The sequence below is a fragment of the uncultured Roseobacter sp. genome, assembly GCF_947499265.1.
Classification (GTDB): Bacteria; Pseudomonadota; Alphaproteobacteria; order Rhodobacterales; family Rhodobacteraceae; genus Roseobacter.
In genome coordinates this window covers 18812-32312 of the sequence record NZ_CANMNK010000002.1, presented here as the reverse complement: position 1 = coordinate 32312, position 13501 = coordinate 18812, and the positions used below count along the sequence as shown (strand labels likewise).

At 59.2% G+C, this 13501-nt stretch carries 14 protein-coding genes; 4 read left to right on the top strand and 10 right to left on the bottom strand.

What is annotated here, in order from left to right:
- Positions 1–37: 37 nt before the first annotated feature.
- From lysA to argH, 6 genes are all read right to left on the bottom strand, one after another.
- Entirely contained in the window at positions 38–1303 is a 1266-nt protein-coding gene (gene lysA, locus Q1A63_RS04800) for a diaminopimelate decarboxylase (RefSeq protein WP_299630892.1), read from the bottom strand.
- 134 nt (positions 1304–1437) lie between these two features.
- Positions 1438–2130, bottom strand: coding sequence for a VPLPA-CTERM sorting domain-containing protein (locus Q1A63_RS04795; protein WP_299630890.1), 693 nt, complete (start codon positions 2128–2130; stop codon positions 1438–1440).
- Positions 2131–2295: 165 nt separating this feature from the next.
- Positions 2296–2613, bottom strand: coding sequence for a DUF2834 domain-containing protein (locus Q1A63_RS04790; RefSeq protein ID WP_299631175.1), 318 nt, complete (start codon positions 2611–2613; stop codon positions 2296–2298).
- A 10-nt stretch (positions 2614–2623) separates the two neighbouring features.
- Positions 2624–2788, bottom strand: a complete 165-nt coding sequence (locus tag Q1A63_RS04785) for a hypothetical protein (protein ID WP_298970400.1) — start codon at positions 2786–2788, stop codon at positions 2624–2626.
- Positions 2788–2961 (bottom strand): hypothetical protein, encoded by a 174-nt coding sequence (locus Q1A63_RS04780; protein WP_298970404.1) that lies wholly within the window; start codon positions 2959–2961, stop codon positions 2788–2790. Before Q1A63_RS04780 ends, Q1A63_RS04785 begins: the two co-directional genes overlap by 1 nt.
- Entirely contained in the window at positions 2958–4370 is a 1413-nt protein-coding gene (gene argH / locus Q1A63_RS04775) for an argininosuccinate lyase (protein WP_298970405.1), read from the bottom strand. Before argH ends, Q1A63_RS04780 begins: the two co-directional genes overlap by 4 nt.
- 24 nt (positions 4371–4394) lie before the next feature.
- Here argH and Q1A63_RS04770 point away from each other — a divergent pair, with 24 nt between their 5' ends.
- Positions 4395–4964 carry a TlpA disulfide reductase family protein gene (locus Q1A63_RS04770; RefSeq protein ID WP_298970407.1) on the top strand — a complete coding sequence of 190 codons (570 nt, stop codon included), beginning with the start codon at positions 4395–4397 and terminating at the stop codon, positions 4962–4964.
- A 5-nt stretch (positions 4965–4969) separates the two neighbouring features.
- Here Q1A63_RS04770 and Q1A63_RS04765 read toward each other — a convergent pair whose 3' ends face one another.
- The 4 genes from Q1A63_RS04765 to Q1A63_RS04750 all read right to left on the bottom strand — a co-directional run bounded on the left by Q1A63_RS04765 (position 4970) and on the right by Q1A63_RS04750 (position 10369).
- Positions 4970–6037: a Hint domain-containing protein gene (locus Q1A63_RS04765; RefSeq protein WP_298970409.1), complete on the bottom strand. Its 1068-nt coding sequence runs from the start codon at positions 6035–6037 to the stop codon at positions 4970–4972.
- Between the two features lie 158 nt (positions 6038–6195).
- On the bottom strand, positions 6196–7506 hold the full coding sequence (locus tag Q1A63_RS04760; RefSeq protein ID WP_298970411.1) for an HlyD family type I secretion periplasmic adaptor subunit: 1311 nt from the start codon (positions 7504–7506) through the stop codon (positions 6196–6198).
- The gene (locus tag Q1A63_RS04755; RefSeq protein WP_299630886.1) at positions 7503–9170 is read right to left on the bottom strand and encodes a type I secretion system permease/ATPase; all 1668 of its coding nucleotides are present in this window, start codon (positions 9168–9170) and stop codon (positions 7503–7505) included. Before Q1A63_RS04755 ends, Q1A63_RS04760 begins: the two co-directional genes overlap by 4 nt.
- A 140-nt stretch (positions 9171–9310) precedes the next feature.
- Positions 9311–10369 (bottom strand): CAP domain-containing protein, encoded by a 1059-nt coding sequence (locus tag Q1A63_RS04750; RefSeq protein WP_299630884.1) that lies wholly within the window; start codon positions 10367–10369, stop codon positions 9311–9313.
- 593 nt (positions 10370–10962) lie between these two features.
- Between Q1A63_RS04750 and Q1A63_RS04745 the strand changes: the two genes are divergently transcribed.
- The 3 genes from Q1A63_RS04745 (at position 10963) to Q1A63_RS04735 (ending at position 13470) form a co-directional block, all read left to right on the top strand.
- On the top strand, positions 10963–11817 hold the full coding sequence (locus tag Q1A63_RS04745) for a universal stress protein (protein WP_299630882.1): 855 nt from the start codon (positions 10963–10965) through the stop codon (positions 11815–11817).
- A 132-nt stretch (positions 11818–11949) separates the two neighbouring features.
- The gene (locus tag Q1A63_RS04740; RefSeq protein WP_299403371.1) at positions 11950–12924 is read left to right on the top strand and encodes a tripartite tricarboxylate transporter substrate binding protein; all 975 of its coding nucleotides are present in this window, start codon (positions 11950–11952) and stop codon (positions 12922–12924) included.
- Positions 12925–12966: 42 nt separating this feature from the next.
- The gene (locus Q1A63_RS04735; RefSeq protein WP_299630879.1) at positions 12967–13470 is read left to right on the top strand and encodes a tripartite tricarboxylate transporter TctB family protein; all 504 of its coding nucleotides are present in this window, start codon (positions 12967–12969) and stop codon (positions 13468–13470) included.
- The last annotated feature ends 31 nt before the right edge of the window (positions 13471–13501 follow it).

Sequence of the window (13501 nt, the reverse complement as noted above, 5' to 3'; positions counted from 1 at the left end):
TTTTTCTCCGCTTGCCTTTTCCCGCGGGGATACGCGGTCAAAGCCATTCTGGAATGGTATCGCGATTTATCATTTCGTCAAAGGTCGGACGTCGGCGAATAACCGCAAATTGATCCTTATTCACCAAAACTTCCGGAATCAGGGGCCGCGAGTTGTATTCACTGCTCATTACCGCGCCATATGCACCCGCTGAACGGAACGCGACAAGCTCGCCCGCGGCAACCGGCGGCATCACTCGCTGTTTGGCAAAGGTATCACCAGATTCGCAAACCGGCCCGACGATGTCAAATGTCACCTGCTCCACGCCTGCCTGCGGTTCCTGCACTGGTATGATGTCGTGATAGGCCTCATACATCGCCGGGCGGATCAGATCGTTCATCGCCCCGTCGATGATCAGAAAATCGCGATCCTCGCCGGATTTCACGTAGATCACTTCGGACACCATGATGCCGGCGTTGCCCGCGATCAGCCTGCCCGGCTCGATCTCGATCTCGCAGCCCAGATGGCCCAAGGTGCGCTTGACCAGGGCGCCATAGTCCAACGGCAGCGGCGGCGCCTGATTGTCGCGCGCATAAGGAATGCCCAGACCGCCCCCCAAATCCAGCCGGCGGATGGTATGTCCGTCCGCGCGCAATGTCTCTGTCAGCTCCGCCACCTTCTTGTAGGCCAGCTCATAAGGCGCAAGGTCGGTCAGCTGGCTGCCGATGTGTACATCGATGCCGATCACCTCCAAGCCCGGCAACGACGCCGCAAGGGCGTAGACATCACGGGCCCGCGAAATTGGGATGCCGAACTTGTTTTCCGACTTGCCGGTGGCAATTTTTGCATGGGTTTTGGCGTCCACATCCGGGTTGACCCGGATGGTGATGGGCGCAATCTTTCCCATGGCCAGCGCCGTTGCGTTCAGCACCTCCATCTCGGGCTCGGATTCAACGTTGAATTGACGAATGCCCCCTTCCAGCGCCATCCGGATCTCGGCCGCCGTTTTACCAACCCCGGAAAAGACGATTTTGTCACCGGACACACCGGCGGCCCTGGCCCGCTGGTATTCGCCGCCTGAGACCACATCCATCCCGGCCCCGGCCTGCGCCAGCGTTTTCAGGATGGCCTGGTTGCTGGCCGCTTTCATCGCGTAGCACACCAGATGGTCCATCCCCTCCAGCGCTTCATCGAAGAGACGGAAATGGCGCAACAGCGTGGCCGTGGAGTAGATATAACAGGGCGTACCAACGGCTTCGGCGATCGCCGCTACGGGCACATCTTCGGCATAAAGGGCGCCGTCGCGGTAAAGGAAGTGGTCCATATCTGTGCCCCTGTTCGAACGCTCACGCCTCATATCAGACGCTGAGCTTTACGCAATCTCCCATAAGCGCATGATCTGCGGACATGAAAAAGGGCGGCAAAAACCGCCCTTCCCCGTCAAATCTGTTTCTGACTTCAGCTGGCGCGCGTCTTGCGACGGCGGGCCACCAGACCCAAACCGCCCAGACCGGCAAGCATCAGTGGCAGCGCTGCGGGAACAGGCACCGCCGCAAGCTGCAGCGAGTCGATACCGCCCGAGCCACCGTAGCCCAGCACAATGGAGTCGCCGATGCCGATGATGCGGGACGGCTGAGCGAAGGTGATTTGCCCGGTGCCACCGGCGAGATTGCCTTCAGGACCGATGGAGATTGAGCCCAGCAGACTTGCAGAAAGTTCACCTGCAAGCTGGTCAAAGAAGGTGAACGTCGTGTCATCGATCACCGAGGCACCGATGAAACGGAATGCCGGTCCTGCTGTCAGGGTCAGCCTGATCGTGCCAGCACTTACGTCGTCATCAGCTACTTTCCGGTTGGCTTCCTGCAGGATCAGCAGATTGCCTTCGACACCGTTGTCACCCTGCGCCAATGGCTTAAGATCAAGATCGCCGCCACAGGCTGCATTGCCGACACATGTCGAATCGAAGATTGCCGCGCCCACCGCGCCGCCTGCGGTGGTGAAGCTCACGTCGAACTCGAAGCCATCTTCGGAATAGGTTGTGATCGGTGTCGCCGACGACGTCAAACTGTCAAAATCCAGGACAGCAGCAAAGGCACTGAACGGCGCAAGCGAAAGTGCGGCTGCGGCAACCGCTTTAGTCAAAAAATTCATATTCGTATCTCCCAAACGTGGGTATTACCCAATCGTGATCCAGCCTCATGGCTGGTTTACCCCGCGTCTGTCTAATCGCCCGCTGGCACCAAGATCAAGACATTACGTGAACACCACGGAGAAAAAGCCGCATTTAAACGAAAATTTGTTGCTAATTTTCGGATTTCAAACCGATTGTTTCGTCGGTTTCGACCTGAGGTAGAGATAGAGCGGCAGCCCGCAGCTCACCCCGATTCCAAAGGTCGCCAATATGGCGATCAGGTTCAGCCAGCGTTTGGTCGAGATTGTCTCAACCAGAATCCAGATCGTCAGGGCCACCGCGGCAATCGTCAGATCCCAGACCAGCCCGCTGGTCGCCGCATTGGCATGCCAGGCGTCGACCATAGCCATCAGGTCATAGCTGTTTTCATTGAACCACTGCAAAAAGTAGCTCATCGGGTGGATGGCCCCCCAAATCGCCAGCGCGAGCCAGATCAGACGCAGCGGAGCCATATCAGCCGCCTTTCGAATAGCCGAACCTTGCATAGCCCGACAGCGTGACGCCACTTGCGGGTTCAGGATCCAGCGATGTGCGCCCGGGTGTCGGCTGGTTCTGCGCGGTGGGCCCGGTGCAGGCGGCGATGATCAGAACGCACCCCAGAAGGATGGTTGCACGCATCACAGGCCCAACCAGATCGACAACGGCCCCTTGCCCACCCCAACCGAGGCGCGCGGGTAGATGCCATTTTGGTTGATCGTCACGCCACCATTGACGCTGGGCGTCACCGGTTCACCATCCGCGCCGCAAGCGGCCAGCAGGCCGCAAATCATCAAAGATGCCAGCAATCTCATGCCACAAGTTCCTTCCAGCGCGCGATCTGGGAGCGGACCTGAGCAGGTGCCGTTCCCCCATAAGACGTACGGCTGTTTACCGAATTTTCCACCCCGAGCACATCAAATACTTCGGCTGTGATGCCCGAATGCGCGGATTTCATCTCGTCCAGCGTCAGGTCTGGCAGGTCACATCCCTTGCTTTCCGCAAGTGCCACGAGGGTCCCGGTAATGTGGTGTGCGTCGCGGAACGGCAGCCCGAGGACACGTACCAGCCAATCCGCCAGATCGGTGGCCGTGGAGAAACCGGAGCCCGCCGCCGCCGCCAGACTGTCGCGGTTGGCACTCATATCCGCCACCATGCCGGTCATCGCCGCCAGCGCCAGCATCAGGTTATCGGCGGCGTCAAAGACCTGCTCCTTGTCCTCCTGCATGTCCTTGGAATAGGTCAGCGGTAAGCCCTTCATCACCATCATCAGCGCCGTATTGGCCCCGAAAATGCGCCCCACTTTCGCGCGGATCAGTTCGGCCGCGTCCGGGTTTTTCTTTTGCGGCATGATCGACGAGCCGGTGGAGAACCGATCACTCAGCGTCACAAACCGGAACTGCGCGGAGGACCAGATCACCAGTTCTTCGGCAAACCGGCTCAGATGCATCGCACAAATGCTTGCCGCGCTCAGAAACTCCAGCGCAAAATCGCGATCACTGACCGCATCGAGGGAGTTCGCAGCAGGCGCATCAAATCCCAGCGCTTTTGCGGTCATATCCCGGTCAATGGGGAACGACGTGCCGGCCAGCGCCGCGGCCCCCAACGGAGAGGTATTCATCCGTGCCCGCGCATCGCGCACCCGGCTGAGATCACGGCCAAACATCTCCACATAGGCCATCATATGATGGCCCCAGGTCACCGGTTGCGCGGTTTGCAGATGCGTGAAACCGGGCATCACCCAATCCGCCCCCGCCTCTGCCTGATCCAGCAGCGCCCGGATCAACGCAACAAGGCCGCTCTCGGCGGCATCCAACTGGTCACGGACCCAGAGTTTGAAATCTGTCGCCACCTGGTCGTTGCGGCTGCGGCCCGTGTGCAAACGGCCCGCGGGTTCGCCGATGATCTCTTTCAGCCGCGCCTCCACATTCATGTGGATATCTTCAAGCGCGGTGGAAAACTGGAAGCTGCCGTCCTCAATTTCTGACAAGACTGTGAGGAGACCTTCCCGAATGGCGTCGACATCGCTAGGTTCCAAAATGCCCGTTGCCCCCAGCATCGCGGCATGCGCGCGTGATCCTGCAATGTCTTGTGCCGCCATCCGTTTGTCGAAGCCAATCGAGGCATTGATGGCCTCCATGATCGCATCCGGACCGGCAGCAAAGCGACCGCCCCACATCTGGTTGGAGGCATTGGAGGATTTGGAGCCGGGCGTATCAGTCATCGTCGCGAACCCTTCGGAGGGGATATGAAAAGAATATTTGCTGCGCTCGTTTATACGGCCCTTGGCGCAGGCGCAATCTCGGCTCCGTCAGGCGCGCAGGCGGATCTGACGCAGGCGGCGCTTTTGCGCACCGGTGACATGAAAAAGCTGGTGTTTCACGAGGTGCCGGAAGCTATATCGACCGCTGCCTACCAGCTTGCGGATGATGCGGGGGAGCAGACGCTGGAAGCCTATCAGGGCAAATACGTGCTGTTGAACTTCTGGGCCACCTGGTGCGCGCCCTGCCGCAAGGAAATGCCGCAGCTGTCGGAGTTGCAATCGGAACTGGGGGGCGACGATTTCGAGGTCGTGACCATCGCGACCGGTCGCAACTCGCCCGAGGGGATCAAGAAATTCTTCAAGGAAATCGGCGTGGACAACCTGCCCCGCCATCAGGATCCAAAACAGGCGCTGGCCAGCCAGATGGGCATCTTCGGCTTGCCGATTACGGTCCTGATCGACCCTGAGGGCCGCGAAATCGCGCGGCTGCGCGGCGACGCGGATTGGGCAAGCGACAACGCCAAGGCGATCATCAAGACGGTGATCGGCGACTGACCGGTTCAGGCCGCGTGCTTGAGAATGGCCGCTTCGGAGGCTGACAGATTGCGCCGGGCGTAGCCGCCATAGGTATGCGGGTCGAAAGCCAGATCGGGATACTGCGCCAATAGCCGCGCTCTGTCCGATGCTTCGAGCGTCGACAAATCCGCGCTTGCGGGATGAAAGCTCTCCGTTTCGACGCCATTGGCCCAGAGCACGTTATGCCCCGGCAGCAGCAGGTGAACATAGGTCACTTCCCGCATCTGCACGTCAACGGTGATTGTCTGACCGTTGATCAGGTCTTTGGCCGCAACCAGCACCTCAGGGGTGTTGAACAAATCCTGCGCCACCGGCCCTTTGACCAGCATCCGATGCTCCGGCGATACCAGCAGTTCCTGATCCGGGCGCTCCAAACCCAGGGCGCCGGCGCGAATGCGCACCGGGCGCAATCGTGGCATGGCAAAAAGGCGCGCGCCCGTCATGCGGCGGCTGCCCACCCATTCAATCGGCTGTAGCCCGTTGTCCTTGGTTTGAACCAGATCACCCACGGCAAGGTCCTGAACAGGTATCGCCCCATTGGCCGTGTCGATCCGCGTTCCGGGTGTGAAGCAAATGACGCCGCCGCTTTCAGAATGCCCCGTGCCAGCGGGTTTTGACCCCAGGGTGTGATGCACGATCCACAGATCGGTCCCGCGCGGCGGCAACTCATCAAGGAACATCAAGAGCGGCTGCGCCCCACACCCGATGTTGATGAGCGTGACAGTGTAGCTCTGCGCGCCATCCGTCACCACAAAACTGCTGTCCGCAAGGCCCGCGTTGATCGCCTCCTCGCGCGCCGTGCCCAACTGCCCGGGATCCAATGCCGCCCCGACCAACCGATGCACCATCTTGGCCGCGCGTTTGCGCAGTGTCTCCGATCCTTCCGCCCGATCCAGTCGCAACACACCAGCGGATCCGTCCACCTGCACGGCATCCCCCCGCCAGGACCATGCCGCACCCACGCTGAGTGCCTGTACCGGCGCGGCCTCAAGGCCATCTACTTCTGTTTGCGACCAGGAAATTACGAACGTGCCTCGAAAGCCCGTTTTCATTACCCTCGTACCTGCCTTCATCTTTTTTTATTAGGGATTTGTTAACAATTTGGGCAGAGTCTGTGAACCCCATATTTTTTCGGGATTCCAGAGTGTTGCCAAACAACCCTCATGTCAGAGGCGGTTCCCCTAGGTAAAGGTCACGATGCGCTACGAGATCAACTCTCCCGAAAAGCCTTGCTCAGGTAGTCGGTTACCGGCTTGACGAGGTAGCTGAGCGGCGTGCGTTCTTCTGCCTTGATAAACAGCTGAACCGGCATGCCCGGCAACAGCTCCTGCCCCTGCAACTTCGACAGTTCCTGCGTGTCCGGTACCACCCCCGCCTGATAATAACTGCTACCCGTCACCTCATCTGTGTACACGTCCGCCGACAGCTTGCTCACATTCCCATTGATGGCTGGCGTGGTGCGCTGGCTGAAGGAGGTGAACCTCAAAGACGCCTGCTGCCCGATATGTACCTGATCAATATGGGTTGACGGGATGCGCGCGGAAACAACCAGAGGCTGGTCCTGCGGCACCACATACATGATTGGCGCCGCAGGCTGAATAACCGACTGCAGGGCAAAAACCGTGGAGCCATAGACAATACCGCTCACGGGCGCGCGCAAATCAAGCCGCGCGAGGGTCTCGCGCAGGGTCTGGGCGCGCTCGATCAGTTCCACCTCCTGCGGCTGCAGATCCCGCAGCGTCTCAATCGCCTCCTCACGCCGTGTGGTTTGCAACCTCAGCTTTTGTATGTTCAGCGCCGCGATCTGCCCGTTCAGCTCCGCCTCGCGGGCAATTAGACGACCGATCTCACCGGTGATATTGGCCGTATCGCGCTGCAAGGTGGTCACCCGGGACGCCTGTATCAGCCCTTTGTCAAAGAGATCTTCGGCGTCCTGCTGTTCGTTCCCAACCAGCTCCTGCTGCTCATAGAGCGCTTCAAGCTGCGCTTCGGTTCCGGTTATTTCATTGCCGATTTGCGCGATCTGTTCGTCGAGTTGATCGCGTTCTTTGGCCAAGGACAAAATACGGGCTTCAAAGAGGTTTTTCTGCCCCTTGACCAAGGCGGCCACCGCGGGACTGCCCTTTGCAAGGGCGGTGACCGTCGCGGGGAGTACCATCGCCTCGGCACCATCGCGCTCGGACTGAAGACGTGCTTTGCGGACAAAGATCTCGTGCAGCTGCGCCTCGACCACAACCAGTTCCGATCGCAGCAACCGACCATCCAGCCGGATGAGCACATCACCAGCTGCAACGTGATCCCCGTCCTGCACCAGAATTTCGCCGACCACGCCGCCTTCGGGATGCTGGATCACCTGCCTGTTCGATTCCACCTGTATCATGCCGTCGGCCACCACCGCTGCGGCGATTTTCGTGTTGACGCTCCAGCCACCGACAACACCCACCAGCACCGCCAGCGTGGTGAAACCGACAATAAGTGGCATGCTGGCCTGCCATTTCCTGACCACATCGCCCTCGTTCATTGCGAGGCCGCCATGGTGACAACCTGTGGTGTGTCTTTCGTCCGGTTGAGCATGCCTTTGATGACCTTATCCCTTGGGCCTGTCGCCGCAACGCGTCCCTGATCGAGTATGATCAACCTCTCACATTCCGTCAGCGCCGCGGCCCGGTGGGTCATAATGATCACCGCCTTGTCACTTTCCCGGAACCCCCGGATGGCCTGATTCAAGGCCAGAGCCCCCTCCGCATCAAGGGCGGAGTTCGGCTCGTCCAACACCAAAAGCAGCGGATCACCATAAAGCGCGCGCGCCAGTGCCACCCGCTGTTTTTGCCCGCCCGAGAGCTGTGTGCCCTGCTCCGCGACCACCGTGTCATATCCGTTCGGCAGAGACAGGATGAAGTCATGCGCATTGGCGCGTTTGGCGGCCTCCACGATCATCTCATCGCTGGGGTCCTGTGCCATTCTTGCGATGTTTTGGGCGATGGTTCCGTCAAAAAGGGTCACATCCTGCGGCAGATACCCGACATAGCTGCCAAACTGATCGGCACCGTATTGGTCGATCTTTGCACCGCCGACGCGCACCTCGCCCGCGCTTGGGTGACGCAACCCCAGAAGGGTGTGCGCCAACGTGGACTTGCCCGCACCACTGCGCCCGACCACCCCCAGAACCTGCCCCGGGCCAACGGTGAAACTGACGCCTTGCAGGATTGGCTGCTGAACCCCGGGTGCAAAGACCGTGACATTGGAGAGCGAAACCTCGGCACAGGGTCTAGGCAACCGTGTCTTTTGCGGCTCCGGAGGCGTCTTTGACAACAACAGCGCCAGCGATGTCCAGGCCGCCCGCGCGCGCTGCAGAAACGGCCACTGCCCCAGCATTTTTTCGATTGGCATCAAGGTCCGGCCCAGCAAGATCGAGCCGGCGATCATCGCGCCCCCCGTCAGATCCCCGCGCAGCACCAAATAGGCCCCGGCTGCGAGAATGGCCGATTGCAGAAAGAGACGAAATGCCTTGGTGAACGCGGTGATGAGCCCGACCCGATCCGTGGACCTGATGCTTTGCTCCAACGCGGTATCCCGCAACTTGTGCCACTGCGCCGCAGAGGCATCATGCATCCCCAGGGCCTGGATCAACCCGCTTTGCTCGCAGGATTTGTCAGCATAGCGTTGTGCCTTGTGCAGCGATTTTTGCGCCTGCGACGCGCGCGTCCCGGTCCAGAAACTGTTGATCACGGTCAGCGCCACAAGAACGGCAACACCCGCCAGGGCAATCCATCCCAAAAGCGGGTGAAAAACGAAAATCACAGCGACAAAAAGGGGCGACCAGGGCGCATCCAGAACGGCCAGGACGACGGGGGAGCCAAGCGCGTTTTGCACCATTGCCAGATCGCGCAGACCGGCATTGGCGGGCAATCCGTTTGGCGAAGATTGCGATTGCTTCAGCGCCGCATCAAAGACGCGCCGGTCCAACAGCGCCTGAAACCGGGCGCTGAAACGTGTCAAAAGCCGGGCGCGTGCAAAATCCAGAAAGCCCAGGAACAGATAGAGGGCTGCAACCAGAGAAAAGAGCGCGACAAGCGTTTCTTCTGACCCCGACGCAAGAACGCGGTCATAGACCTGCAGCATGAAAAGCGGGCCGGTCAGCATCAGCAGGTTCACAAAAATGCTGAACAGGAACGCCGATATCAACAACCATCTGCTGGCATGACGCGCACGCTTTAATTCGGGAAGGCCATATGCGGGAGGGGTCACAAGCAATCTCTTAAATTGGGAGCGTTAAAAGGGTGGGGGTGCCCCGAGGCCGCATGATGCGACCCCGGGTCGATTTGTCAGACCATTTCCGAGTATCCGCAGGCATCCGCATCCAGATCGATCTGCGTCAGCATGTCACTGATCTCCGTGAGGAAGGCGGCCACGTCGAATTCGCCAGTTGCGGCCTCGCCATCCATATCGCTGACCTCCGAACCTGACGGCGCCATGACCACCTCAACTGGATCATCCGCTTCAGTATCCGGCGCGTTGAAATTCAGCGGAAGCTCTCCGAAATCAATGAAGAGAAAACCACCGTTGCCAAACTCGCAGGCCACGACCTCTTCAACAGGCTCCGCCGGCACGTCATCCGTCCCGGGTACCTCGGTTTCTGCTGTGTCCACCGGATCATCGGTGGGATCTTCCGCCGGTGTCTCAACCCTATCCGGGTCCATATCGGTGGTGTCAACCGGCTCCTCTTCGACATCACCCGTCGGCGCGTCGGTTTCGGCTATATCAACAGGCACTTCGTTTTCGTCGTCGGGGTCAGCTGCATCAGCCGGACCGTCCGAGGCCGGATCCTGAGGTGTATCTTCGGCGACAGGCTCTGCGCTATCGTCATCGACCGGCGTATCGTCCGTATCTGTGTCAGTTTGGGCAACAGGGCCGACGGTGTCGTCGTCATCCACGGCATCGGTGGTTGCGAAATTCTGCGTCACCATGACAGAATCGAATGTGGACCCGGAGGTGAAATCGCCCCGCTCAATGCCGATCCCGATTTCCTCAAAATCGGGGTTGAGAATGTTCGCGCGGTGGCCGGGGCTGTTCATCAGACTTTCGTGGATTTGTTCGACGTCATCCTCCAGGCCCGGCGCGCCTCTCTCGCTTTGCCAGCCGATGTTTTCACCAGACCGCCAAGCGCCTTCGAATTCAAAGCCCGCATCCTGCATGCGTGCGGTCGGGCTCGATCCTCCGGCGCCCTGGTGGGAGAACTGATCCTCTTCCAACATCCACGTGCTGTGATCCTCGGCCGAGGTATTCAGGTCGCTGTCAAAGGTCAGTGGATCGACCCCGGCAGCGGCACGTTCCGCATTGATCAGGTCCAGCATGAGTTGCTCGAGCGCGTTCGCTTGGGACATGTTTCTCTTCCTTTTTGCATTGGTAATCTGACGCCCACCGTAGCGTGGGAGCCTGCGCGTCCTGACGTGCCCGGTTGATCGACACACCGTTGACGTGCCGCAAATCAACCGGGCCTGACCACGTGATGAAGTCAGGGTAATTGCACCGCTCTCAGGGAGGAGACCGCGGTATTGTGCTGATATTTCAGTTCACTACAACGTCACACCCACAGCGTCGACGTCAGGTGCGTGGGTGGGCGAACGCTAGTCGGGGCTGTCTTGACGGGTCAACCCGACGCCCCGTGAGGCCCGGATTCCAGCTTCAATTTGCCAGAAACATCACCTGTCGGCATCTTCCTGCGGTCGATGTCAGGTTGCAGCGGGATTATGCCATGTGGCGACGTTATTTCTGGTCAGTTTCCGCTGGCGAAAAGTGCATTTGGATGCAGCCGCTTCCGAATTGTTCATCACGCGTAGCGGGTATTTTGATCGAAGCGCGCTATACTCGAGGGAACGTGTTTTTGCATGCCTGAGTACAAACGTCGAAAATGGGGGCTGCGTGTCCGAAACGATGCCCACACCCGCTGCGCGCTGAAATGGAAGGAATAATGCCCATGCTGAGCAAGATATTGGTGCCCGTCCGAGGGGACGGTATGGTGGAAACGGTCCTTGGGCATGCCGCGGCGCTCGGCAAACGGCACCACGCCCATATTGTCGTGGCGCACTGTCGCGCGCAGGCCGAGGACCTGATGCCCTACGGGACGCCCCTGCCCAGCTTCGCGCGCAAAACCATGCTGAAACAGGCGCATGAGTTGGCCAACCAGCAAGAGCAGGATCTGCGCGAGGAGTTGCACGGCCTTGCCAGCAAGCTTGATTTGAAGGAATCCGATGATCCGCACGGCAATTCAACAACCGTGACCTTTGTCGAGGAAACCGGGCGCATGGCGGACGTGATCAAACATCACGGTCGTCTTGCGGATCTGATCGTTGTGGCCAAGCCAAACCGGGACAGCAACGTCGGCACGAATTCACTGAAATCTGGCCTCTTTCGCACGGGGCGCCCGGTTCTGATGTGCCCTGCCCATGGCGCGACACCGGATGCCTTTTGTGCCAGGATTGCAGTTGCGTGGAATGGATCGCTGGAGGCGTCGCGGGCTGTTGCGCTCACCCTCGACCTTGCTGCCACCGCAGAGTCGGTGATCATCCTGTCTGGCGGGAAAGACGCGCCACATGGTGCCACGGCGGAAGAGCTTGTGGAGTACTATCGTCTGCGCGGGATCACCTCTGAAATCCACCGTTTCGAGGCTCGCAACCCCGGCGTCGCGCTGCTGGAAAAAACCGCAGAACTAGGCGCCGGATTGCTAGTGATGGGGGCCTATAGCATCAGCCATGAGCGCGAGACGCTTTTTGGTGGAAACACCCAGGCGGTTGTCGACAATGCGGAGATTCCGGTGGTGCTGGCCCATTGACTAAAAAAACGTGCCCGCAATAAAGTAATTCTTGAAAAAGACTTTACGCAATTTAGTTACTCGATCACAAGTTGGATGACGGAAGTTTTTCGGCTTCAAAAAACGCGGCTAATGCACTGATGGAGGAGGACTATGATGCGGATTACGAAACGTGGAGTGTTGGGGATGGCGGTTGCCAGTCTTGTGGCGGCAACACCGATGGCGGCTCTGGCAGATGGATGGAAACCACGCAAGCCGATTGATTTCACAATCATGGCCGGACCGGGCGGCGGCGCCGACCAAATCGCGCGCTTCATTCAATCCGTGGCGGAGAAAAAAGACCTGACCAATCGACCCCTTGTTCCGAATAATAAAGGCGGTGGCTCAGGTGCCGAGGCGCTGATCCACGTGAGCGGGACAAGCGATCCGGATCATACAATTCTTGTGACGCTGAATTCCTTCTTTACCACACCGCTGCGGCAGGCGAACCTTGGGATTGACATCCAGACCTTCACCCCCATTGCGATGATGGGTGTCGACCCCTTTGTGCTCTGGGTGCACAAGGATTCCGGCATCACGACGTTTGAAGATTACGTGGAAAACGTGAAATCGATGAACGGTGACTTCGTGATGGGCGGCACCGGTCAGGGTCAGGAAGACTCCATCGTCATCGCCTATATGTCGGACGCCTTCGACCTCGACATCAAGTATATCCCTTATAGTGGCGGTGGCGCGGTCGCAAAGGACCTCGCGGGCAAGCAGATCATGGCGACGGTCAACAATCCTGCCGAAGCCAAGGGTTTTTACGAGGCCGGTGATTTTGTACCCCTTCTGGCCTTTTCAGACGAGCGCATGCCGGCCTATCCCGATGTGCCCACCATCAAGGAAAAAGGGCATGATTTCTCCTACTATAATCAACGTGCCGTGGTCGGCGCGCCGGGCATGTCGGATGAAGCTGCAGCCTACTACCAGGACGTTTTCACCCAGATTTTTGAGAGCGAAGAATGGCAGGGCTATCTGACATCCGAGAGCCTGTCGCCGCTCTGGATGAATGCCTCCGAACAGCAGGACTACTGGGGTCTGCAGGTCGAGAACCACAAGAAACTGCTTGCATCGCTCGGCGAGTAAGCCCGGCGAGAGCTCTTTAGACGCACCAGATACGAGGGCCAGATGCGCACCGGTGAGATTGTAACGGCGGGCGTGCTGGCCCTTTTTTCCATGTACCTGATGTGGAAGAGCATGGAGCTGCCCATCGGCTATATCGCGGGTCAGGGACCGGGCGGCGGCGCCTGGCCCTTCTGGCTATCCGCCATGATGTTGATCTGTTGCGCAGTGACGGCCATCAAATGGTGGCGCGGGACCAGCCCGCAATCGCAATCCGACGCCCCGCTGCTCGATTCCTACGGCTGGCGCATGCTGGCCCTTGTTGGCGGCGGCATCATCGTTTTTGTCGCTTTGGTAAATGTGATTTCCATGTACGGCGCGATTGCCGTCTTCCTGCTCTACTACACCAAATTCCTTGGACGCCACGGGTGGGGGGTGAGCCTGGCGCTGGCGCTGATCACCCCGGTGGCGTTCTTCTTTTTCTTCGAAGGGGCGATGCGGATCACCATGCCCACCGGCATGCCGTTCACGGACCCGGTGTTCAATATCCTCTACGAAATCATCTACTGATCTCGCTGATGCAGACCCACTAAGGAAACCG